The organism is Mycobacterium saskatchewanense (assembly GCF_010729105.1).
Lineage (GTDB): Bacteria > Actinomycetota > Actinomycetes > Mycobacteriales > Mycobacteriaceae > Mycobacterium > Mycobacterium saskatchewanense.
Window position 1 is genome coordinate 224,140 of sequence record NZ_AP022573.1, and the last position, 22,859, is coordinate 246,998.

The window sequence follows — 22,859 nt, forward strand, 5'->3', positions numbered from 1 at the left end:
CAATGAGCGCGACACCAGTCGACGTCGACGCCATCCGCGCTGACTTTCCCATTCTCAAGCGCACCATGCGCGGCGGGAAGCAGTTGGCATACCTGGATTCCGGCGCGACGTCGCAGCGGCCGTGGCAGGTGCTCGACGCCGAGCGGGAGTTCCTGGTCACCTCCAACGGCGCGGTGCACCGCGGTGCGCACCAGCTGATGGAGGAGGCGAGCGACGCCTACGAGCAGGGCCGCGCCGACCTCGCGGCGTTCGTCGGTGCCGACACCGACGAGTTGGTCTTTACCAAGAACGCCACGGAGGCGCTCAACCTGGTGGCATACGCGCTGGGCGACAACCGGTTCGAGCGCGCCGTCGGGCCCGGCGATGTAATCGTCACCACCGAGCTCGAACACCACGCCAACCTGATCCCGTGGCAGGAGCTCGCCCGGCGGACCGGCGCCACGCTCAGATGGTACGGCGTGACCGACGACGGGCGCATCGACCTCGACTCGCTGCAACTCGACGAGCGCGTGAAAGTCGTTGCCTTCAGCCATCATTCGAACGTCACCGGCGCGCTCGCGCCGGTGGACGAGCTGGTCTCGCGGGCCGGGACGGTGGGCGCGCTGACCGTGCTGGACGCCTGCCAGTCGGTGCCGCACGAGCCGGTCGACTTCCACGCGCTGGGTGTGGACTTCGCGGCGTTCTCCGGGCACAAGATGCTGGGCCCCAACGGGATCGGCGTGCTCTACGGTCGCCGCCCGCACCTGTCTGAGCTGCCGCCGTTCCTCACCGGCGGGTCGATGATCGAGACGGTCACCATGGAGGCCGCCACCTACGCGGCGCCGCCGCAGCGGTTCGAGGCCGGCACGCCGATGACCTCGCAGGTGGTCGGGCTCGGGGCGGCTGTGCGCTACCTCGGCGCGCTCGGCATGGACGCCGTCCGCGCCCACGAACGCGAGCTGACCGCGGCCGCCCTCGAGGGACTGTCCGGCATCGGAGGCGTGCGCATCCTCGGCCCGACGTCGATGGAGAATCGCGGCTCGCCGGTCTCGTTCGTGGTCGAGGGCGTGCACGCGCACGACGTCGGGCAGGTGCTCGACGACGACGGCGTCGCGGTGCGCGTCGGGCATCACTGCGCGTTGCCGCTGCACCGCAGGTTCGGGCTGGCGGCCACCGCGCGGGCGTCGTTCGCGGTGTACAACACCCCCGACGAGGTGGAGCGACTGGTGGCCGGCGTGCGGCGCGCGCTGGATTTCTTCGGGAGAGACTGACGTTGCGCCTGGAACAGATGTATCAGGACGTGATCCTCGATCACTACAAGCATCCGCAGCACCGCGGGTTGCGGGAGCCGTTCGCCGCGCAGGTGCATCACGTCAACCCCGTCTGCGGCGATGAGGTCACCCTGCGGGTCGCGCTCTCCGACGACGGCGAGCGCGTCGCCGACGTCTCGTACGACGGGCAGGGCTGCTCGATCAGCCAGGCGGCCACGTCGGTGCTCACCCAGCAGGTGATCGGCCACAGCGTGACCGAGGCGCTCGAGACCGTCGCCGCCTTCACCGAGATGGTCTCCTCGCGCGGCACCGTCGAGGGCGACGAGGACGTGCTCGGTGACGGGGTCGCGTTCTCGGGCGTGGCCAAATACCCGGCGCGGGTGAAGTGCGCGCTGCTGGGGTGGATGGCGTTCAAAGATGCGCTGGCCCGGGCCAGCGCGGAAAAACACGCGCTGGCGCCGGCCAGCGAGGCTTTCGAGGAGGTTACCGATGAGCGAGACCGCCGCACCGGATGAGGAACTGCTCGCCGACGTCGAGGAGGCGATGCGCGACGTGGTCGACCCCGAGCTGGGCATCAACGTGGTCGACCTGGGGCTGGTCTACGGCATGAACCTCGAGGAGGGCGACGACGGCACCGTCGCCCTGATCGACATGACGTTGACGTCGGCGGCCTGCCCGCTGACCGACGTCATCGAGGACCAGTCGCGCAGCGCGCTGGTGGGCAGCGGCCTGGTCGACGACCTGCGGATCAACTGGGTGTGGAACCCGCCGTGGGGCCCGGACAAGATCACCGAGGACGGCCGGGAGCAACTGCGCGCCTTGGGGTTCACGGTCTGACCAGCTCCGTCCTACAGGTGTAGGTGCGGGAGGTGGGGGATGTGCAGGTGGTGGTGCGGCGCCCCCATCGGAGGGCACTGCTGCAGGCTGATCGTCACCGCGCGCAGCGCGCCGGCGTCGTCGGTGCCCTGAGCGCCCATGCACGTGCCGTTCGCGATCGCCTGTGCGTTGGACACCGTCTGTTTCTGGTAGGACGTCGAGTCGGCGACGGTCACGCTGGTGGGACCGCCCGTGCCGATCCCGCTGACCTCGAACGTGTTGCCTGCGACCGAGGCGACGGTGCCGTAGAAGCCGGCCGGTGGCGGGCACTTGCCGCCGACGGCCGGGGCGATCGTCACCGCCTGCGCGGTGATCCCCGCGCCTGGTGCGCTCTGCGGGGTGGCCCGGACGTTCACGCAGCTGCCCGCGGTCACGTCGCTGCGCTGGGCCGCGGTTACCTGGAACACCGGTGTGGTGGGGGTGAAGTCGACCGTGGCCGACCCGGTTCGCGTGCGGAGCGCGATCGTGTCACCCGACACTGACTGCACCATGCCCTCGACGTAGTCCTTGGCCGTCGGCGGGGGCGGTGGTCCCGGCGGTGCGGCGCTCGGCGCCGGGGGGATTGCGGACACCGTCGGCTTGCCGGTGTTGCTCGCCGTGTCGTTCGAGCGCCCGCACATGGTGAGTCCCAGGGCTACCAGCGCGATGACGAGCGCCGCCCCCGCGAACCGGAGCAGTCGAGGGCTCAGTGGCCCTGCGGCTTCCCGCATTTGCCCTCGACCGCCGCCCGCACGTTGATCGACGTCGCCTGCAGCGCGCCGCCGTTCTCCGTCGTGCCGCGCGCCGTCACGCACTTGCCCTGCGTGATCGTGTCGGGAGTGGCGGTGGCCAGCTTGGAGTACTTGGTCTTGTCGTCGACCGTCACGGCGGTCTGTGTGGTGTTGCCGCTGCCGTCGGCGCCCGCGACGGTGATCGTGTTACCCGACACCGAGGCCACCGAGCCCTGCAGCGGCTTGGGCTGCGCGGGCCCCGGCGACGGCGGGCCCGACGGCGGCGCGGTGCTGGCGCCCGGGCCGGCCTTGGGCTGCGGACAGGTGCCGTTGACCGACGGGCTGAGCCGGACCGACGCGGCGGTGACCGGTTGCCCCTGGGCCTGCTCCTTGGTGGGCCGCACGGTGACGCAGCTGCCCGAGGTGACGTCGCTCAGCGTGGCGGGGGCGACCTCGGTGATCTTGGTCGTCGAGGTGAAGTTCACAGTGGCGTTGGTGTTGTCCTGCTTGGTGACCTGGATCGAGTTGCCGGCCACCGACGCGATCAGGCCGCTGACCTTCGCCTCGCCTTGGGCCGGCGCCGGCGCCGTGGTGGTGGAGGTCACCGTCGAGGTCGAGGTGGACGTGGAGGTCTGGCTCGCATTGTTCGACGAGCCGCAGGCGGCGACAGACAACGCGGTGGCGCCCGCAACGGTCAGGATGGCGAACCGGGTGAGCCGAGGGGTGGCGGACATCGAGGCTTCTCCAATCATGGTTGGGACCACGAAAAGATGTACCCGCCGAAGCTGTGTCTGAACTGTGTATCAGAAGGCGTCTTCGGAGACGCGCATGATGTCGTCGTCGATCGACTCGAGCACAACCCGCAGGCCGGCCAGCCGGGGCAGCATGTTCTTGGCGAAGAACGTCGCGGTCGCGACCTTGCCCCGGTAGAAGTGCTCGTCCTTCTGCGACGGCGAGTCGCCGAGTGCGGCGTGCGCGACCCCGGCCTGCACCAGCAGCCGCCACCCGATGAGCAGGTCGCCGACGGCGAGCAGGTAACGCACCGACGCCAGCCCCACCCGGTAGATGTCGGTGGGCTGTTGCCCGGCCGACATCAGGTAGCCGGTCAGGGCGGCCGTCATCGCCGTGACGTCGTCGAGCGCGGTCTGCACCGCCTGCGCCTGCGGTTTGAGCGCCTCGTCGCAGGTGTCGATGGTCCGGCTGATCTGGCCCGTCAGGAACTGCAGGGCCGCGCCGCGGTCGCGAACGATCTTGCGAAAGAAGAAGTCCAGCGCCTGGATCGCGGTGGTGCCCTCGTACAGCGAGTCGATCTTGGAGTCGCGGATGTACTGCTCGAGCGGGTAGTCCATCAAAAATCCCGAGCCGCCCAGCGTCTGCAGCGATTCGGTGAGAACTTCGTATGCCCGTTCCGAGCTCACCCCCTTGACTATGGGCAGCAGCAGGTCGTCGATGCGGTGCGCCATCTCGTGGTCGGCACCCGAGACATGTTGCGCCACAGCGTCGTCCTGATGCGCGGCGGCATACATGTACAGCGCGCGCAGGCCCTCGGCGTACGCCTTTTGGGTCATCAGGCTGCGGCGCACGTCGGGGTGATGCATGATCGTGACGCGCGGCGCGGTCTTGTCCGACATCTGGGTCATGTCCGCGCCCTGCACCCGCTCCTTGGCGAAGGCCAGCGCGTTCAAGTAGCCGGTGGACAGCGTGCCGGCGGCCTTGACCCCGATCGTCATGCGCGCGTGCTCGATCACGGTGAACATCTGGGCGATTCCGTTGTGCACCCCGCCGACCAGATACCCGACCGCGGGGACATCCGTTGCGCCGAAGGTCAATTCGCACGTGGGCGAGGACTTGATGCCCATCTTGTGTTCCAGGCCGGTCACGAAAACGCCGTTGCGGGAACCGAGTTCGAACGTCTCGGGGTCGAAGAGGTAGTTGGGCACGTAGAACAGGCTCAGCCCCTTGGTGCCGGGCCCGGCGCCCTCGGGGCGGGCCAGCACCAGGTGGAAGATGTTCTCGGCGGTGTCGCCCACGTCTCCGCCGGAGATGAAGCGCTTGACGCCCTCGATGTGCCAGGTGCCGTCGGCTTGTTCGACGGCCTTGGCGCGGCCCGCGCCCACGTCGGAGCCCGCGTCGGGCTCGGTCAGCACCATGGTGGCCGCCCAGCCGCGCTCCACGCCTTCGGCGGCCCAGCGCCGCTGCTCCTCGTTGCCCTCGACGAACAGCGCCTGGGCCATTAAGGGACCGAGGCAGAAGAAGTTGGCAGAAGGGTTGGCGCAGATGATCATTTCATTGACCCCCCACGCCAGCGGCGGCGGCGCGGACATGCCGCCGATCTCCTCGTCGAGCATCAGTCGCCACCAGCCGGCTTCCTTGATCGCCTCCACCGTCTTGGCCAATTCCGGCGCCACGCTGATGGTGTGGGTGGCCGGGTCGAACACCGGCGGGTTGCGGTCGGCGAAGGCGAAGGACTCCGCGACCGGTCCTTCGGCGAGGCGGGCGGCCTCGGCCAATATCGTGCGGACCGTGTCCTCGTCGAGGTCGCTGTAGGGCCCGCTGCCGAGGACGGCGCCCACCTCGAGCACCTCGAACAAGTTGAACTCGAGGTCGCGGACGTTAGCGATGTAGTGGCCCAATGTGATTCCCTCAGTCGGTGGATCGTCTCGCCCAGTCTGTCGGACGCGGGAAAACGTACGCAACCGTAACCTCGGGCCGGTCGGTTCACCGGGGCGAGCGATCACGCCCCGCACAGGCCCGCTGACCGCGCCCGGAACCGGCCGACGGAATTCGAAAAATGCGGGAATGTCGCTGAGACATACGAATTCCTCCGAATCCCTGGCGCGACCCGTGGCTTTCGGCGACAACCCGTCCGATCCGCGGTCTCGCCGGCGACTTGCCGCGCAGCCGCATCGGGCCGAACGTCCAAGCCTTCTGCTCGGCAACGGTTTTGGCGTGGGCGTTCGCGGCCGCTGGGTGGGAGACGGCGTCCAGACCGTCTCGGCGAGACCCGTTCGGGGCGGGTGTGCCGGGGGCGACCCGCGACCGGGAACATCACGCCAGGTCCGGGCGTTGACCCTGGCGTGACAACTCTTGATCTCACCGCTGAGAAGTTCAACGAAACCATCGAGGGCAACGACATCGTGCTCGTCGATTTCTGGGCGTCCTGGTGCGGGCCCTGCCGCCAGTTCGGGCCGACGTTCCAGGCGTCCTCGGAGAAACACCCCGACATCGTCCACGCCAAGGTCGACACGGAGGCCGAGCAACAGCTCGCGGCCGCCGCTCAGATCCGCTCGATTCCCACGCTGATGGCTTTCAAGAAGGGCAAGCTGCTGTTCAACCAGGCCGGGGCCCTGCCGCCGGCGGCGCTGGAGGACCTGGTGCAGCAAATCCGGGCGTTCGACGTCGACGCGGCCCAGCAAGGGCAAGCCGAACAGGCCTGACGCGCGCGTGCACGCTACCGTTCTCGGGTGAGCCTGGTACTGGTAGAGCACCCGCGGCCCGGGGTGGCGTTGATCACCCTCAATCGGCCCGAGCGGATGAACTCCATGGCGTTCGACGTCATGATCCCGCTCAAGGAGGCCCTGGAGAACGTTACGCACGACAACGCCGTCCGGGTGGTCGTGTTGACCGGGGCCGGCCGCGGGTTCTCCTCGGGTGCCGACCACAAGTCCGCGGGCAGCGTGCCCCACGTCGACGGGCTGACCCGGCCCACCTATGCGCTGCGGTCCATGGAGCTGCTGGACGACGTCATCCTGGCCCTGCGGCGGCTGCACCAGCCGGTGATCGCCGCGGTCAACGGCCCGGCCATTGGCGGCGGACTCTGCCTGGCCCTGGCTTGCGACATCCGGGTGGCCTCGACCAGCGCATACTTTCGCGCGGCGGGGATCAACAACGGGCTGACGGCCAGCGAGCTGGGGCTGTCCTACCTGCTGCCACGGGCCATCGGGGCGTCGCGCGCGTTCGAGATCATGCTCACGGGGCGCGATGTCGGCGCCGAGGAGGCCGAGCGCGTCGGCCTGGTGTCGAATCAGGTGCCCGAGGGCCAGCTGCTGGACACCTGTTATGCGATCGCCGCCCGCATCGCGGCGTTCTCCCGCCCTGGCACCGAATTGACCAAACGCACACTGTGGAGTGGACTGGACGCCGGTAGCCTGGAAGGGCACATGCAAGCCGAAGGCTTGGGACAGCTTTTCGTCCGCCTGCTCACCGCCAACTTCGAAGAAGCGGTCGCCGCGCGCGCAGAGCGCCGACCTGCGGTGTTCACCGACGACAAATGACATTGCCAAGGGAGTAGATGTGATCACGGCCACGGACCTCGAGGTCCGCGCGGGCGCGCGCATCCTCCTCTCGCCGGACGGCCCGGACCTGCGCGTGCAGCCCGGCGACCGCATCGGGCTGGTCGGCCGCAACGGCGCCGGTAAGACCACCACCCTGCGCATCCTGGCGGGGGAGAGCGAACCGTACGCCGGAGCGGTCACCCGGAGCGGTGAAATCGGTTACCTGCCACAGGATCCCAAAGAGGGCGACCTCGACGTGCTGGCCCGTGATCGGGTGTTGTCGGCCCGCGGGCTCGACGTCCTGCTCACCGACCTGGAGAAGCAGCAGGCGCTGATGGCCGAGGTCGCCGACGATGACGCGCGGGACCGGGCGATCCGCCGCTACGGGCAGCTGGAGGAGCGGTTTGTCGCGCTGGGCGGTTACGGCGCCGAGAGCGAGGCCAGCCGCATCTGCGCCAGCCTCGGGCTGCCCGAACGGGTGCTGACGCAGAAGCTGCGGACGCTGTCCGGCGGACAGCGCCGGCGCGTCGAGCTCGCGCGCATCCTGTTCGCCGCGTCGGACACCGGCGCCGGATCCTCCACCACGCTGCTGCTCGACGAGCCCACCAACCACCTCGACGCGGACTCGATCGGCTGGCTGCGCGACTTCCTGCGCGGCCACAACGGCGGGCTGGTGATCATCAGCCACAACGTCGAACTGCTCGCGGACGTGGTCAACCGGGTCTGGTTCCTGGACGCGGTGCGCGGCGAGGTCGACGTGTACAACATGGACTGGCAGAAGTACCTGGACGCCCGGGCCACCGACGAGCAGCGTCGCCGCCGTGAGCGCTCCAACGCCGAGCGCAAGGCAGCCGCGCTGCGCACCCAGGCCGCCAAGCTGGGCGCCAAGGCCACCAAAGCCGTTGCCGCGCAGAACATGCTGCGCCGCGCCGATCGGATGATGGCGTCGCTCGACGAAGAACGGGTGGCCGACAAGGTCGCGCGAATCAGGTTCCCCACCCCGGCCGCGTGCGGGCGCACGCCGCTGACGGCCTCCGGGCTGAGCAAGGCGTACGGGTCGCTCGAGGTCTTCGCCGGCGTCGACCTGGCGATCGACCGCGGCTCGCGCGTGGTTGTGCTCGGGCTCAACGGCGCCGGCAAGACCACGCTGCTGCGCATCCTGGCCGGCGTCGAGAAACCGGATACGGGCGCCATCGAGCCCGGACACGGTTTGCGGATCGGCTATTTCGCACAAGAGCACGACACCCTGGACAACGACGCCACGGTCTGGGAGAACATCAGGCACGCGGCGCCCGACACCGGCGATCAGGAGCTGCGCGGCCTGCTCGGCGCGTTCATGTTCAGCGGGCCGCAGCTCGAACAGCCGTCGGGGACGCTGTCGGGCGGCGAGAAGACCCGGCTCGCGCTGGCCGGCCTGGTGGCGTCGACCGCCAACGTGCTGCTGCTCGACGAGCCGACCAACAACCTCGATCCGGCGTCGCGCGAACAGGTACTCGACGCGCTGCGCAGCTATCAGGGCGCTGTCGTGCTGGTGACCCACGATCCGGGGGCGGCCGAGGCCCTCGACCCGCAACGGGTCGTGCTGCTGCCCGACGGCACCGAGGATTACTGGTCCGACGAGTACCGCGACCTCATCGAGCTGGCCTAACCGGCAACGGATTCGGCCAATTCCGCCCGCTTTCGGCGACGGTTTCTTACCCTATGTGCTTGACGTCGTGTTCAAGTGTGGGGCGGGGGGAATGAAGAAGTCGACAAAGACTCGTCACGAGATGCTGGACGAGTTGCGCAACGCCTACGAGGGCGGGGCCAGCATCCGCACCCTCGCCGCGACCACCGGCCGGTCCTACGGCGCGATTCACAGCATGCTGGTGGAATCGGGAACCACGATGCGAAGCCGCGGCGGTCCCAATCACACGTCGAGCCGTCGGTAGTTCCGGGCGAGCGTAGCGTCACTGCGAAATCACGTCCCCTTGTTCGCAGTGGCGTTACGCTCGCCGCCGGAGTCGTTGCGGCGCACCGACTTTTCCACCATATCCAGCACGGCGGACAGCCGATGCGGATCTTCCCCGGATGCCAGCCGGGCGACCAGGCCGTCGAGAACCAGCTCCAGGTAGCACTGCAGCACGTCGTCGGGCACGTCGTCGCGCACCCGCTGCGCTTTCTTCTGCCGGCGCAGACGGTCAGTGGTCGCCGCCGCCAGTTCCGCCGACCGTTCCGCCCAGCCGCGGCTGAACGCCGGGTCGTTGCGCAGCTTGCGCGCGATCTCCAAGCGGGTGGCCAGCCAGTCGAACTGGTCGGGCGCGGCGAGCATGTCGCGCATCACCTGGATGAGGCCTTCGCGGGACGCGACGTCGGCCATCCGTTCGGCGTCCTCGTGCGCCAGCGCGAAGAACAGCGCGTCCTTGTCGCGGAAGTGGTGGAAGATCGCCCCGCGCGACATCCCGATCGCCTGTTCCAGCCGCCGCACCGTTGCCCTGTCGTAACCGTATTCGGCAAAGCAACGGCGCGCGCCGTCCAGGATCTGGCGACGGCGGGCCGCCAGATGGTCCTGGCTGACTTTGGGCACGTGGGGTCGGCTAAGACTTGAGCATGTTGCGCAGCACGTACTGCAGGATGCCGCCGTTGCGGTAGTAGTCGGCCTCCCCGGGGGTGTCGATGCGCACCACCGCGTCGAACTCGATCGGGTCGCTCCCGTCCTTGCTGGCCTTGACGTGCACCGTCTTGGGCGTCTTGCCGTCGTTGAGGGCTTCGATGCCGGTGATGTCAAACACCTCGGTGCCGTCGAGCCCCAATTCCTTGGCGGACTTGCCTTCGGGGAATTGCAGCGGGATGACGCCCATGCCGATCAGGTTGGAACGGTGGATGCGTTCGAACGACTCGGCGATCACCGCGCGCACGCCCAGCAGCCGGGTGCCCTTGGCGGCCCAGTCCCGAGACGAGCCGGACCCATACTCCTTGCCGCCCAGCACCACCAGCGGAATGTTCTGCGCCGCATAGTTCTGCGCGGCGTCGTAGATGAATGCCTGCGGAGCGCCGTCCTGGGTGAAGTCGCGGGTGTACCCGCCGGACACGTCGTCGAGCAACTGGTTGCGCAGGCGGATGTTGGCGAACGTGCCGCGGATCATCACCTCGTGGTTGCCGCGCCGCGAGCCGAAGGAGTTGTAGTCCTTGCGTTCCACGCCGTGCTCGTCGAGGTACTGCGCGGCCGGCGTGCCCGGCTTGATGCTGCTGGCGGGGGAGATGTGATCGGTGGTCACCGAATCCCCCAGGAGCGCGAGCACCCGGGCGCCGCTGATGTCCTTGACCGGCTCGGGCTCGGCCGACATGCCCTCGAAGTACGGGGGCTTGCGCACGTACGTCGAATCCTCGCTCCACTCAAAGGTGTTGCCGCTCGGGGTGGGCAGGTTGCGCCACCGTTCGTCGCCCTTGAACACGTCGGCGTAGTTCTTGGTGAACATCTCCTGGCTGATCGCCGAGGCGATGGTGTCCGAGACGTCCTTCTGTGACGGCCAGATGTCCTTCAGGAACACGTCGTTGCCGTCCTTGTCCTGCCCGAGCGGCTGGGCATCGAAGTCGAAGTCCATCGTCCCGGCCAGCGCGTAGGCGACCACCAGCGGCGGGGACGCCAGGTAGTTCATCTTCACGTCCGGGTTGATGCGGCCCTCGAAGTTCCGGTTGCCGGACAGCACCGCCGCCACCGAGAGGTCGTTGTCGTTGATGGCCTTCGAGACTTCCTCGGGCAGCGGGCCCGAGTTGCCGATGCAGGTGGTGCAGCCGTAGCCGACCAGGTAGAAGCCCAGCTTCTCCAGGTAGGGCCACAGCCCGGCCTTCTCGTAGTAGTCGTTGACGACCTGTGAGCCGGGGGCCATCGTGGTCTTCACCCAGGGCTTGGACGTCAGGCCCTTCTCGACGGCGTTGCGGGCGAGCAGCGCCGCGCCGAGCATCACTTCGGGGTTGGAGGTGTTGGTGCATGAGGTGACCGCGGCGATCACCACCGCACCGTGGTCGAGGACGAATTCGCCGCGTTCGTCGGACTTCACCGTCACCGGGTTGCTCACCCGGCCCTCGGCGTGCGCGGCCGCGGAGTGCACGGGACTTCCGGCGGGCGCGTCGTCGGCGTGGCCGTTCTCCAGTGCGCCCGGGTCGCTGGCGGGGAAGGACTCGTCGACCGCCTCGTCGAGCTTCGTGTAGCCCGTCTTATCGGGGTCGTCGCCGACGTAACTCGGAATCTGCTCGCGGAAGGTGGCTTTCGCGTCGGACAACGCGATCCGGTCCTGCGGCCGCTTGGGGCCGGCGATCGAGGGCACCACGTCGGACAGGTTTAGCTCGAGGTACTCGGAGAAGGCCGGCTCGTGCTCCGGGTTGTGCCACAGGCCCTGCTCTCTGGCGTAGGCCTCGACCAGCGCCAGCTGCTCTTCGGAGCGGCCGGTGAACCGCAGGTAGGAAATGGTCTCCTCGTCAATCGGGAAAATCGCTGCGGTGGAACCGAATTCGGGGCTCATGTTGCCCAGGGTGGCGCGGTTGGCCAGCGGCACCTCGGCGACGCCCTCGCCGTAGAACTCGACGAATTTACCCACCACGCCATGCTTGCGCAGCATCTCGGTGACGGTCAGCACCACGTCGGTGGCGGTGACGCCGGCCTGGATCTCACCGGTCAGCTTGAACCCGACGACCCGCGGGATCAGCATCGACACCGGCTGGCCCAGCATGGCGGCCTCGGCCTCGATGCCGCCGACGCCCCAGCCCAGCACGCCCAGCCCGTTGACCATCGTGGTGTGCGAGTCGGTGCCGACGCACGTGTCCGGGTAGGCGACCCCCTCGCGCTCCATGACCACGCTCGCCAGGTACTCGATGTTGACCTGGTGCACGATGCCGGTGCCCGGCGGCACCACCTTGAAGTCGCGGAAAGCGCCCTGGCCCCAGCGCAAGAACTGGTAGCGCTCCCCGTTTCGCTGGTATTCGATCTCGACGTTGCGCTCGAAGGCATCGGCGGTGCCGAACAGGTCGGCTATCACCGAGTGGTCGATCACCAGGTCGGCCGGCGCCAGCGGGTTCACCTTTTCCGGCTTGCCGCCGAGGTCGCCGATGGCCTCGCGCATGGTGGCCAGGTCGACGATGCACGGCACCCCGGTGAAGTCCTGCATCACGACGCGGGCCGGCGTGTACTGAATCTCAATGCTGGGTTCCGCCTTGGGATCCCAGTTGGCGATCGCCTCGATGTGGTCTTTGGTGATGTTGGCGTCGTCCTCGTTGCGCAGGAGGTTCTCGGCGAGGACCTTGAGGCTGTAGGGGAGTTTCTCCGTATTGGGGACGGCGTCCAGGCGGTAGATCTGGTAACTGCTGTCGCCGACCTTGAGGGTGTCGCGCGCTCCGAAAGAGTTCACCGAATCCTTGCTAGTCACATCAGCTCCCTGAATTAAGTTCTCCCGCCGACGGGCCGTGTCGGCGGCGGTGCCACTTTAACAGTACGCTTGTCCTGCATTCGGGCGGGGCACTCGTACCGTTCAGTCTTGTCGCGTTCCGCGGCGGTTTAAACCCCTTGGGTGGACTCTCTCGAGCTCTCCCTCGCGCGCTTGCCTGGGCGGGTCGGGGGTGCACGCTCTCGAGACAGCAACCACGCACACCTGCGTCGGCGTGTCGTGTGCGTGGTTGATGTGTCGCGAGGGGACGGGCGCGCTGGTCGCGGCGGGGCCTGCGCCGCCTGCCGGGGTGCACGCTCTCGGGCCCGACTCGCGTACGGTGCCTGTAGCACTAGTCAGGGAGGCGAAATGACCGGGCACGACTCCGTCGTCCTGCCGCTGTACATCCCGCAGGACGTCGACCTGGCCGCGATCAAGGCGCAGGTCGCCGCCGAGGGCGTCAGCGCGCCGGCCGCGGCGATGCCCGGTCTGCTCGACGTGGTGAATCAAGCCCACGCCCACGGCATCAACCTCAAGATCGTGCTCCTCGACCACAACCCCCCGAACGACACCCCGCTGCGCGACATCTCCACGGTCGTCGGCGCGGATTACCACGACGCCACGGTCCTGACGCTCAGCCCGAGCTACGTCGGCACCTACAGCACCCAGTTCCCCCGCGTCACTCTCGAGGCCGGCGAGGACATCGCCAAGACGGGCAATCCCGTCGTCTCGGCACAGCACTTCGTCAACGAGTTGGAGAGTCCCGAATTCCCCTGGACGGGGCTCACCATTTTCCTGCTTGTCGCGGTGCTCGCGGCGGCCGTCGGCACCCGGGTGCTGCAGCTGCGCGCCAGGCGGTCAGCAACACCGGACGACTCCGACGCGGCGGACCTGGTGACGCCGACTAGTACTGCCTAAGCACGCGTATTCGGCTCGGCCGGCTACGCCGGACCGTCCCGGATCGCCCAGGTGGCAAACACTGCAGGTCACCATTCGGTCACAGTAAACGCACGTCCAGAGCGCAGTTTGTTTAGAGCGCTTGCATGGCGTCCCTTGTGACGTACGGTGCAAATGATGCTGATGTTGTCTTTGGCGCCCTGGGCAGAGCTGTGGCTGGCGCCGCCGTCCGCGTTGAGCCGTAGGGAGACCTGAGTCGAATGAGACGCGCACGCTGGGGGTCTTCCGCGCGACCGGCCGTGAGGCTGGTTCGACCGGTCGTGCCGGCGATCGTGAGTGTGGCCCTGCTGTTCTGCACGCCCGGTCTGGCGGACGCCGACCCGAACGTCGACGGCATGGCCGCGCTGATCGCCGACGTCGCCAAGGCCAACCAGCGCCTCGAGGACCTCAGCGGCGAAATCCAGACCGAGCAGGAGAGCGTCAACAAGGCGCTGGTCGACGTCGAAACCGCGCGGGACAACGTGGCCACCGCTCAGCACGACCTGGAGGGCAGCCAGCAGGCGGTCAAAGACGCCAACGCGGCGATCGCCGCGGCGCAACAGCGCTTCGACACGTTCGCCGCGGCCACCTACATGAACGGGCCCTCGGGCAGCTACCTGACCGCCCGCAGCCCCGAGGACATGATCGCCACCGAGACCGCCTCCCGGACGCTCACCTCCAGTTCCCAGGCGGTGATGGACAAGCTGCAGCGCGCCCGCACGGAGCAGGTGAACAAGGAGTCCGCGGCGCGCCTCGCCAAGCAGAAGGCGGACAAGGCTGCGGCCGACGCCAAGGCCAGCCAGGACGCCGCGGTCGCGGCCCTGACAACGTCGAAGCGGAAATTCGACGACCAGCGCGAGCAGATCACCCGACTGGCCGCCCAGCGCGACGCGGCCGAGGCCAGGCTGGAGGCGGCCAAGCGGGAGGCCGCCTCGCGGCAGTGGTCGGCGGGGCAGGGTGGCGCCGGCGCCCCCGCGTCGGGTGACCGCTGGGACGGCGGATCGCCGGGCGCGCCCGCGCCGCAGGCCGGTGCCCGCCGCTGGGACGGCTGGGACCCGACGCTGCCGATGGTTCCGAGCGCGAACGTCCCCGGCGACCCGATCGCGGTGATCAACCAGGTGCTCGGCATCTCGGCGACGTCCACGCAGGTGACCGCCAGCATGGGCCGCGGCTTCCTGCAGCAGCTCGGCATCCTCAAGCCCAACGACACCGGCATCACCAACGCGGCGCCCGGCGGCACCGCGGGGCGCATCCCGCGCGTATACGGGCGCCAGGCCACCGAGTACGTGATCCGACGCGGCATGTCGCAGATCGGCGTGCCCTACTCCTGGGGCGGCGGCAACGCGGCGGGCCCGAGCAAGGGCATCGACTCCGGGGCGGGCATCACCGGCTTCGACTGTTCGGGCCTCGTCCTGTACTCGTTCGCCGGGGTGGGCATCAAGTTGCCCCACTATTCGGGCTCGCAGTACAACCTGGGCCGCAAGATCCCGTCGTCCCAGATGCGGCGCGGCGACGTCATCTTCTACGGCCCGGGCGGCAGCCAGCACGTGACCATCTATCTCGGCGACGGCCAGATGCTCGAGGCGCCCGACATCGGCCTGAAGGTCCGCGTGGCGCCGGTGCGCACCAGCGGCATGACTCCCTACGTGGTCCGGTACATCGAGTGGTGAACGAGTGAGTAACGAACGAGGAGCCATGCGTCACAAGCGCTTTCGCCCGATGAACTTCGCCTGGATCACCGCGCTGGTGACCGGGCTGATGCTGGCTGTGGCCGGCCCGGCGCCGGTGGCCGCGGCCGACCCCGGCGCGTGGGATCCCACCCTGCCCGCGATGATCAGCGCCGGTGCCCCCGGCGACCCGCTGGCCGTCGCCAACGCCTCGTTGCAGGCCACCGCCCAGGCCACCCAGACCACGTTCGATCTGGGCAAGCAGTTCCTCGGCGGGCTCGGCATCAACATCGGCGGGAACGACGCCCCCGCCCCCGCCGCCGCGACGAACCCCGGCGGCAAGATTCCACGGGTCTACGGCCGGCAGGCCGTCGAGTACGTGATCAAGCGGATGGGGTCACAGATGGGCGTGCCGTACTCGTGGGGTGGCGGCTCGCTGGACGGTCCGAGCAAGGGCGTCGGCGACGGCGCCAACATCACCGGGTTCGACTGCTCGGGCCTCATGCGCTACGGCTTTGCCGGCGTCGGCGTGCTGATCCCGCGGTTCTCGGGCGACCAGTACAACGCCGGCCGGCACATCCCCCCGGACCAGGCCCGCCGCGGCGACCTCATCTTCTACGGGCCCAACGGTGGCCAGCACGTGACGATGTACCTGGGCAACGGCCAGATGCTGGAGGCGTCCAGCCTTGCCGGCCATGTCACCGTCAGCCCCGTCCGCAAGCCCGGCATGACGCCGTTCCTGACTAGGATCATCGAGTACTGATCCTGGTATGGCCGTCCGGCGCAACCCGGGGGGCCGGCGACCAGCGTCGACGGATTCCGGCCCGCCTGGAATAGTTGGACGCGGGCACCCCGCTGCCCCGCGACATTGGTCGTGCCAGCAGTCGTGTCCCGATCGAGCCTTAAGAAGCCGTGGAAGGTAGTAGTTCATGACAACAGCAGGTGGGCCGCCCCCGGGCGCCAGCGGTTACTCGGCCCCCGGCGGTCATCCCGGCCAGCCGGCCCACGAGGCCCCTTCGGGCGGCGGTGACGGCCTGGCCGCCGAGGTGCACACCCTGGAGCGGGCGATCTTCGAGGTCAAGCGGATCATCGTCGGCCAGGACCTGCTGGTGGAGCGAATGCTCGTGGGCCTGCTGTCCAAGGGCCACGTGCTGCTCGAGGGCGTCCCCGGCGTCGCCAAGACGCTGGCGGTGGAGACGTTTGCGAAGGTGGTGGGCGGCACGTTCGCCCGCATCCAGTTCACGCCCGACCTGGTGCCCACCGACATCATCGGTACCCGCATCTACCGGCAGGGCAAGGAGGAGTTCGACACCGAGCTCGGCCCCGTGGTGGTCAACTTCCTGCTCGCCGACGAGATCAACCGCGCCCCCGCGAAGGTGCAGTCGGCGCTGCTGGAGGTCATGCAGGAGCGCCACGTGTCGATCGGCGGCCGCACCTTCCCGCTGCCCAACCCGTTCCTGGTGATGGCGACGCAGAACCCGATCGAGCACGAGGGCGTGTACCCGCTGCCGGAGGCGCAGCGCGACCGCTTCCTGTTCAAGATCAACGTCGGCTACCCGTCGCCCGAAGAGGAGCGGGAGATCATCTACCGCATGGGTGTGAAGCCGCCGCAGCCCAAGCAGATCATGGACACCGGCGACCTGCTGCGGCTGCAGGACATCGCCGCCAACAACTTCGTCCACCATGCGCTCGTCGACTACGTGGTGCGCATCGTGACGGCCACCCGGCACCCCGAGCAGCTCGGCATGAACGACGTCAAGACGTGGATCTCGTTCGGCGCGTCCCCGCGCGCCTCGCTGGGCATCATCGCCGCGTCCCGGTCGCTCGCGCTGGTGCGCGGCCGCGACTACGTGATCCCCCAAGACGTCGTCGACGTCATTCCCGACGTGCTTCGGCACCGGCTGGTCCTCACCTACGACGCGCTCGCCGACGAGATCTCGCCGGAGATCGTCATCAACCGCGTGATGCAGACTGTCGCGCTGCCTCAGGTGAATGCCGTTCCGCAGCAAGGGCAGTCGGTGCCGCCGGTGATGCAGGCCGCCGGAGCGGCCGGCGGTCGGTGACCGACCCCAACCCGGCGGTGCGCCATCCACCGTCGATGCAGCGCGGTCAGATCGACGACCCGAAGCTGTCGGCGGCGCTGCGCAATCTTGAGCTGTCCGTGCGGCGCAAGCTGGACGGCGTCCTGCACGGCGACCACCTGGGCCTGATCCCGGGTCCCGGCTCGGAGCCGGGGGAGTCGCGCGAGTACCAGCCCGGCGACGACGTCCGGCGGATGGACTGGGCCGTCACCGCGCGCACCACGCATCCGCACGTGCGGCAGATGATCGCCGACCGCGAACTGGAGACCTGGATGGTCGTCGACATGTCGGCCAGCATGGACTTCGGCACCGTCGGCTGCGAGAAGCGCGACCTCGCGGTGGCCGCCGCCGCGGCGATCACCTTCCTGAACAGCGGCGGCGGCAACCGGTTCGGCGCGGTCATCGCGAACGGCGCGACGATCACCCGGGTACCCGCGCGGTCGGGTCGCCAGCACGAGCAGACCTTGCTGCGCACCATCGCCACCACGCCCCGGGCGCCGGTTGGCATGCGCGGCGACCTGGCGCTGGCCATCGACGCGCTGCGCCGACCCGAACGCCGCCGCGGGATGGCGGTGATCATCAGCGACTTCCTGGGCCCGATCAACTGGATGCGCCCGCTGCGCGCGGTCGCGGCCCGCCACGAGGTGCTGGCGATCGAGGTCCTCGATCCCCGCGACGTCGAGCTGCCGGACGTGGGCGACGTGGTGCTGCAGGACGCCGAATCGGGGGTCACGCGCGAGTTCACGATCGACGCCCAGCTGCGCGACGACTTCGCGAAGGCGGCGGCCGCGCACCGTGCCGAGGTCGCCCGCACGGTCCGCAGCTGCGGGGCCCCGGTGCTGACGTTGCGCACCGACCGGGACTGGATCGCCGACATCGTCCGCTTCGTGGAATCCCGCCGCCGCGGCGCAATGGCGGGGCGGCAGTGACGCTGCCGTTCTTCGGTGCGATGTCGCTGTCGGGTTTCGCGCATTCCTGGTTCTTCCTCTTCTTCGTCGTCGTCGCCGGGTTGGCCGCGCTGTATGTGGTGATGCAGCTGGCGCGCGAGCGGCGGATGCTGCGGTTCGCGAACATGGAGCTGCTGGAGAGCGTCGCCCCCAAGCGGCCCTCCCGCTGGCGGCACGTGCCCGCGATCCTGCTGGTGCTCGCGCTGGTGTCGTTGACCATCGCGATGGCGGGCCCCACCAACGACGTCCGGATCCCCCGCAACCGCGCGGTGGTGATGCTGGTGATCGACGTGTCGCAGTCGATGCGCGCCACCGACGTGCAACCCAACAGGATGGCGGCAGCGCAGGAGGCCGCCAAGCAGTTCGCCGGCGAGCTGACCCCCGGCATCAACCTGGGCCTGATCGAGTACGCGGGCACCGCGACCGTGCTGGTGCAGCCGACGACCAACCGCGACGCGACCAAGGCCGCGCTGGACAAGCTGCAATTCGCCGACCGCACCGCGACCGGGGAGGGCATCTTCACGGCCCTGCAGGCGATCGCCACGGTCGGCGCGGTGATCGGCGGCGGTGACACGCCGCCGCCGGCGCGCATCGTGCTGTTCTCCGACGGCAAGGAGACGATGCCGACCAACCCGGACAACCCCAAGGGCGCGTTCACCGCCGCCCGCACCGCCAAGGATCAGGGGGTGCCGATCTCGACGATCTCGTTCGGCACCCCGTACGGCTTCGTCGAGATCAACGACCAGCGCCAGCCGGTGCCCGTCGACGACTCCACGATGAAAAAGGTCGCCGAGCTTTCCGGGGGGACCTGGTACAACGCGGCGAGCCTGGCCGAGCTGAAGGCCGTCTACGCGACGCTGCAGCAGCAGATCGGCTACGAGACCATCAAGGGTGACGCCAGCGTGGGCTGGGTGCGGCTGGGCGCACTGGTGTTGGCGCTGGCGGCCCTGGCGGCGCTGCTGATCAACCGCCGACTCCCGACCTGAGTTCTGCGGGCACTCCTTTGGCCCGCGAGCGTAACCCCACTGCGATTTTCCGGCGCGATTCTCGCGGTGCCGTTACGCTCGCGAAGCGCGTGCCTGCCGCACCCGGCGGATGATGTCGGCCGGGTGGTCTTCCGCGACGACCCGGACCACGATCCACCCGTGACGCTGGCCGAGCGTCTCCAGCCGCCGAATGTCCTTGACGTACTGGGAGCGGCTCGTTCGATGATGGTCGCCGTCGTACTCGACGGCGACCTTGATGTCCTCCCATCCCATGTCCAAATACGCCTCGGCCCAGCCCCATTCGTTGAGAACCGGAATCTGTGTCTGCGGGCGGGGAAATCCGGCGCGCGCCAGCAGGAGGCGCAGCCACGTCTCCTTGGGCGACTGCGCCCCGCCGTCGACGAGTTCCAGGGTGACCCGGGCTGCCTTCATCCCTCGACGCCCCCGATAGCGGTCGACCAAGAGCTCGACATCGGCCATCTTCACTTCCGTCGCCTGAACCAGGGCGTCGACGGCGGCCACGGCGGTGCCCTTTTCATAGCGCCTGGCCAGATCGAGGGCCGTTCGCGCGGGCGTCGTGACGCGCATGCCGTCGACGACGGCGATCTCGTCGGCCTCGATGCGCTCCTCCCAGACACGCACGCCCGCAGCCTCGCGGCGGTTGGTATCGATGATCTCTGCCGACCGCGAAGGGTCGATCCACTTCGAGCCGTGCAGCGCGGAGGCCGAGAAGCCGGTCAGGATGCCGCGCCGCCGCGAGCGGAGCCAGCACGCCTTGGCGCGCAGCACCGCAGTGAGCTCCGCGCCTTTCGGCACGTATACGTCTTTGTGCAGCGCGACATATCGACTGCGCAGTTCGTAGGGCGTCAATGTGCCGACAGCCAGGGCCTCGCTGCCCAGGAAAGGGTCTGTCATGGCGGAAGTGTGCCGACGACCACCGACATTGCCCGCGAGCGTAACCCCACCGCGAAATCCGAGCCCGAAAATCGCAACCCGGTTACGCTCGCGGCCCGGAAGGGGGGAGATTTCAACCCAGCCGCTTCGAGGCGATAAGTTGGCCGGGTGACTGACGCAGCCACCGAGAATGCCACCGAGGACGCCACTGAGGTCGCCGCCGACGGCGGCAAGCCCGCGTTCGTCTCCCGTTCGGTCCTGGTGACGGGCGGAAACCGGGGAATCGGCCTGGCGATCGCACGGCGGCTGGCCGCCGACGGCCACAAGGTGGCCGTCACCCACCGCGGATCCGGGGCGCCCGAGGGGCTATTTGGCGTCGAGTGCGACGTCACCGACAACGACGCCGTCGACCGGGCCTTCAAGGAGGTCGAGGAACACCAGGGCCCGGTCGAGGTGCTGGTGTCCAACGCCGGCCTGTCCGCGGATGCCTTCCTCATCCGGATGACCGAGGAGAGGTTCGAGAAGGTCATCGACGCCAACCTCACCGGGGCGTTCCGGGTCGCGCAACGGGCGGCACGCAGCATGCAGCGAAAGAAGTTCGGCCGCATGATCTTCATCGGTTCGGTCTCCGGCAGCTGGGGCATCGGTAACCAGGCCAATTACGCAGCCTCGAAGGCCGGGGTGATCGGGATGGCCCGCTCGATCGCCCGCGAGCTGTCGAAGGTCAACGTGACGGCGAACGTGGTGGCGCCCGGCTACATCGACACCGACATGACCCGATCGCTGGATGAGCGGATTCAGGAGGGCGCATTGCAATTCATCCCCGCGAAGCGGGTCGGCACGGCCGCCGAGGTCGCCGGGGTGGTCAGCTTCCTGGCGTCCGAGGACGCGAGTTATATCTCCGGTGCGGTCATCCCGGTCGACGGCGGCATGGGCATGGGCCACTGATCTTTCACGACGGCATAGGGCGCACGACGACATAAGACATTAAGGACGGACATGGCAGGACTGCTCGAAGGCAAACGGATTCTGGTCACCGGGATCATCACCGACTCGTCGATCGCGTTCCACATCGCGCGGGTGGCCCAAGAGCAGGGTGCCGAACTGGTGCTCACCGGATTCGACCGGCTGCGGCTGATCCAGCGCATCGCCGACCGGTTGCCGAACAAGGCGCCGCTGATCGAGCTGGACGTGCAGAACGAGGAGCACCTCAACACGCTGGCCGACCGGGTGACCGAGGTGATCGGCGCGGGCAACAAGCTTGACGGCGTGGTGCATTCGATCGGCTTCATGCCGCAAAGCGGGATGGGCATCAACCCGTTCTTCGACGCTCCCTACGAGGATGTGTCCAAGGGCATCCACATCTCCGCCTACTCGTACGCCTCGCTGGCCAAAGCGCTGCTGCCGATCATGAATTCCGGCGGCGGGATCGTCGGCATGGACTTCGACCCCACGCGCGCGATGCCGGCCTACAACTGGATGACGGTGGCGAAGAGCGCGCTGGAGTCGGTCAACCGGTTCGTCGCGCGTGAGGCCGGCAAGTACGGCGTCCGGTCCAATCTCGTTGCGGCGGGCCCGATCCGGACGCTGGCGATGAGCGCGATCGTCGGCGGTGCGCTCGGTGAGGAGGCCGGCGCGCAGATCCACCTGCTCGAGGAGGGCTGGGACCAGCGGGCCCCGCTCGGCTGGAACATGAAGGACGCCACGCCCGTCGCGAAGACGGTGTGTGCCCTGCTGTCCGACTGGCTGCCGGCCACCACCGGAACCGTCATCTTCGCCGACGGCGGCGCCAGTACCCAGTTGTTGTAGCCGGCCAATGGAATTCGACGCCGTCCTGCTGCTGTCCTTCGGCGGGCCGGAAGGCCCCGAGCAGGTGCGGCCGTTCCTGGAGAACGTGACCCGGGGCCGCAACGTGCCCCCCGAACGCCTCGACGAGGTCGCCGAGCACTACCTGCATTTCGGCGGCGTGTCCCCGATCAACGGAATCAACCGCGCCCTGGTCGCCGAGCTCGAAGCCGAGCTCGGGCTCCCGGTGTACTTCGGCAACCGCAACTGGGACCCCTACGTCGAAGAGACCGTCGCGACCATGCGTGACAACGGTGTTCGCCGCGCGGCGGTGTTCACGACGTCGGCGTGGAGTGGCTACTCCAGCTGCACGCAGTACGTGGAGGACATCGCCCGGGCGCGGCGCGCCGCCGGTCCCCGCGCGCCCGAATTGGTGAAGCTGCGGCCATATTTCGACCACCCGCTGTTCGTCGAGATGTTCGCCGGGGCGATTGCCGCCGCGGCCAGCACCGTGCCCGCCGGCGCGCGGCTGGTATTCACCGCGCATTCGGTCCCGGTGGCAGCCGACAGGCGCTGCGGCCCGAATCTCTACAGCCGCCAAGTCGCCTACGCCGCAAGCCTTGTCGCGGCGGCCGCCGGCTACGCCGACTACGACCTGGCCTGGCAGTCGCGCTCCGGCCCGCCCCAGGTGCCCTGGCTCGAGCCGGACGTGGCCGACCACCTTGCGGCGTTGGCCGCCGACGGCGTCCGGGCCGTCGTGGTCTGCCCCGTCGGGTTCGTCGCCGACCACATCGAGGTGGTGTGGGACCTCGACAACGAGTTGCGGGCGCAGGCCGAGGCGGCGGGAATCACGCTGGCCCGGGCCGGCACCCCCAACGCCGACCGCCGATTCGCCCGGTTGGCGGCGGGTTTGATCGACGAACTGCGTTCCGGCCACGCCCCCGAACGGGTTTCGGGTCCGGAACCGGTTGCGGGATGCCTCGCCAGCGTCAACGGCGAGCCGTGCCTGCCGCCGCACTGCGCCGCACTGCCGGCGCAGAGTGAACCCTAAAAG

General features: G+C 68.8%; 21 protein-coding genes and 1 pseudogene. 16 read left to right on the plus strand and 6 right to left on the minus strand.

The annotated features are described in order from the left end of the window. The first annotated feature begins 2 nt into the window (after positions 1-2). From G6N56_RS01115 to G6N56_RS01125, 3 genes are read left to right on the plus strand one after another with little or no spacing between them, the layout of a single operon-like run. Positions 3-1,250 (plus strand): cysteine desulfurase, encoded by a 1,248-nt coding sequence (locus G6N56_RS01115; protein ID WP_085257066.1) that lies wholly within the window; start codon positions 3-5, stop codon positions 1,248-1,250. After that, on the plus strand, positions 1,247-1,765 hold the full coding sequence (gene sufU / locus G6N56_RS01120) for a Fe-S cluster assembly sulfur transfer protein SufU (RefSeq protein ID WP_085257067.1): 519 nt from the start codon (positions 1,247-1,249) through the stop codon (positions 1,763-1,765). Before G6N56_RS01115 ends, sufU begins: the two co-directional genes overlap by 4 nt. Next, positions 1,740-2,087 (plus strand): metal-sulfur cluster assembly factor, encoded by a 348-nt coding sequence (locus G6N56_RS01125; RefSeq protein ID WP_085257068.1) that lies wholly within the window; start codon positions 1,740-1,742, stop codon positions 2,085-2,087. Before sufU ends, G6N56_RS01125 begins: the two co-directional genes overlap by 26 nt. 11 nt (positions 2,088-2,098) lie before the next feature. On the opposite strand, the gene G6N56_RS01130 is transcribed toward G6N56_RS01125, so the two are convergent. The 3 genes from G6N56_RS01130 to G6N56_RS01140 all read right to left on the minus strand — a co-directional run bounded on the left by G6N56_RS01130 (position 2,099) and on the right by G6N56_RS01140 (position 5,469). Then, positions 2,099-2,836 carry a hypothetical protein gene (locus G6N56_RS01130; RefSeq protein ID WP_085257069.1) on the minus strand — a complete coding sequence of 246 codons (738 nt, stop codon included), beginning with the start codon at positions 2,834-2,836 and terminating at the stop codon, positions 2,099-2,101. Next, positions 2,812-3,570 carry a DUF5666 domain-containing protein gene (locus G6N56_RS01135; RefSeq protein ID WP_180150455.1) on the minus strand — a complete coding sequence of 253 codons (759 nt, stop codon included), beginning with the start codon at positions 3,568-3,570 and terminating at the stop codon, positions 2,812-2,814. The genes G6N56_RS01130 and G6N56_RS01135 overlap by 25 nt, the downstream gene beginning before the upstream one ends. A gap of 69 nt (positions 3,571-3,639) precedes the next feature. Beyond that, positions 3,640-5,469, minus strand: a complete 1,830-nt coding sequence (locus tag G6N56_RS01140) for an acyl-CoA dehydrogenase (RefSeq protein ID WP_085257071.1) — start codon at positions 5,467-5,469, stop codon at positions 3,640-3,642. 444 nt (positions 5,470-5,913) lie between these two features. Here G6N56_RS01140 and trxA point away from each other — a divergent pair, with 444 nt between their 5' ends. The 4 genes and pseudogenes from trxA (at position 5,914) to G6N56_RS01160 (ending at position 9,041) form a co-directional block, all read left to right on the plus strand. Next, positions 5,914-6,273 carry a thioredoxin gene (gene trxA, locus G6N56_RS01145; RefSeq protein ID WP_085257072.1) on the plus strand — a complete coding sequence of 120 codons (360 nt, stop codon included), beginning with the start codon at positions 5,914-5,916 and terminating at the stop codon, positions 6,271-6,273. 9 nt (positions 6,274-6,282) lie between these two features. Beyond that, a pseudogene (locus tag G6N56_RS01150) lies at positions 6,283-7,110 on the plus strand (enoyl-CoA hydratase); the annotation flags it as partial. Between the two features lie 19 nt (positions 7,111-7,129). Then, positions 7,130-8,758 (plus strand): ABC-F family ATP-binding cassette domain-containing protein, encoded by a 1,629-nt coding sequence (locus G6N56_RS01155; RefSeq protein ID WP_085257074.1) that lies wholly within the window; start codon positions 7,130-7,132, stop codon positions 8,756-8,758. A 91-nt stretch (positions 8,759-8,849) separates the two neighbouring features. Then, complete coding sequence (locus tag G6N56_RS01160) at positions 8,850-9,041, plus strand: helix-turn-helix domain-containing protein (protein ID WP_085257075.1); 192 nt, start codon at positions 8,850-8,852, stop codon at positions 9,039-9,041. A 29-nt stretch (positions 9,042-9,070) separates the two neighbouring features. Here G6N56_RS01160 and G6N56_RS01165 read toward each other — a convergent pair whose 3' ends face one another. Together G6N56_RS01165 and G6N56_RS01170 are read right to left on the minus strand one after the other, a co-directional pair. Further along, entirely contained in the window at positions 9,071-9,676 is a 606-nt protein-coding gene (locus G6N56_RS01165; RefSeq protein WP_085257076.1) for a TetR/AcrR family transcriptional regulator, read from the minus strand. A gap of 10 nt (positions 9,677-9,686) precedes the next feature. Next, positions 9,687-12,512: an aconitate hydratase gene (locus tag G6N56_RS01170; RefSeq protein WP_142280726.1), complete on the minus strand. Its 2,826-nt coding sequence runs from the start codon at positions 12,510-12,512 to the stop codon at positions 9,687-9,689. Positions 12,513-12,878: 366 nt separating this feature from the next. Between G6N56_RS01170 and G6N56_RS01175 the strand changes: the two genes are divergently transcribed. From G6N56_RS01175 to G6N56_RS01200, 6 genes are all read left to right on the plus strand, one after another. Further along, positions 12,879-13,427: an Rv1476 family membrane protein gene (locus tag G6N56_RS01175; protein ID WP_085257077.1), complete on the plus strand. Its 549-nt coding sequence runs from the start codon at positions 12,879-12,881 to the stop codon at positions 13,425-13,427. A 239-nt stretch (positions 13,428-13,666) separates the two neighbouring features. Beyond that, positions 13,667-15,115, plus strand: a complete 1,449-nt coding sequence (ripA, locus tag G6N56_RS01180; RefSeq protein WP_085257078.1) for an NlpC/P60 family peptidoglycan endopeptidase RipA — start codon at positions 13,667-13,669, stop codon at positions 15,113-15,115. Between the two features lie 25 nt (positions 15,116-15,140). Next, on the plus strand, positions 15,141-15,875 hold the full coding sequence (gene ripB, locus G6N56_RS01185) for an NlpC/P60 family peptidoglycan endopeptidase RipB (protein ID WP_085257079.1): 735 nt from the start codon (positions 15,141-15,143) through the stop codon (positions 15,873-15,875). 166 nt (positions 15,876-16,041) lie between these two features. Next, the gene (gene moxR1 / locus G6N56_RS01190) at positions 16,042-17,175 is read left to right on the plus strand and encodes a chaperone MoxR1 (RefSeq protein WP_085257080.1); all 1,134 of its coding nucleotides are present in this window, start codon (positions 16,042-16,044) and stop codon (positions 17,173-17,175) included. Between the two features lie 35 nt (positions 17,176-17,210). Beyond that, positions 17,211-18,122: a DUF58 domain-containing protein gene (locus G6N56_RS01195; RefSeq protein WP_408632723.1), complete on the plus strand. Its 912-nt coding sequence runs from the start codon at positions 17,211-17,213 to the stop codon at positions 18,120-18,122. Beyond that, a complete protein-coding gene (locus tag G6N56_RS01200; RefSeq protein ID WP_085257082.1) occupies positions 18,119-19,126 on the plus strand; it encodes a VWA domain-containing protein in 1,008 nt (335 codons plus the stop codon). The genes G6N56_RS01195 and G6N56_RS01200 overlap by 4 nt, the downstream gene beginning before the upstream one ends. A gap of 72 nt (positions 19,127-19,198) precedes the next feature. Here the strand turns inward: G6N56_RS01200 and G6N56_RS01205 are convergent, their stop codons facing one another. After that, a complete protein-coding gene (locus G6N56_RS01205; RefSeq protein ID WP_085257083.1) occupies positions 19,199-20,041 on the minus strand; it encodes a type IV toxin-antitoxin system AbiEi family antitoxin in 843 nt (280 codons plus the stop codon). 147 nt (positions 20,042-20,188) lie between these two features. Here G6N56_RS01205 and fabG1 point away from each other — a divergent pair, with 147 nt between their 5' ends. Genes fabG1 through G6N56_RS01220 form a run of 3 tightly spaced genes read left to right on the plus strand, consistent with a single transcriptional unit; the run spans position 20,189 to position 22,856 of the window. Further along, the gene (fabG1, locus tag G6N56_RS01210; protein WP_085257084.1) at positions 20,189-20,968 is read left to right on the plus strand and encodes a 3-oxoacyl-ACP reductase FabG1; all 780 of its coding nucleotides are present in this window, start codon (positions 20,189-20,191) and stop codon (positions 20,966-20,968) included. A gap of 51 nt (positions 20,969-21,019) precedes the next feature. Then, positions 21,020-21,829: an NADH-dependent enoyl-ACP reductase InhA gene (gene inhA, locus G6N56_RS01215; RefSeq protein WP_085257085.1), complete on the plus strand. Its 810-nt coding sequence runs from the start codon at positions 21,020-21,022 to the stop codon at positions 21,827-21,829. 7 nt (positions 21,830-21,836) lie between these two features. Beyond that, positions 21,837-22,856, plus strand: coding sequence for a ferrochelatase (locus tag G6N56_RS01220; protein WP_085257086.1), 1,020 nt, complete (start codon positions 21,837-21,839; stop codon positions 22,854-22,856). Positions 22,857-22,859 lie beyond the last annotated feature (3 nt).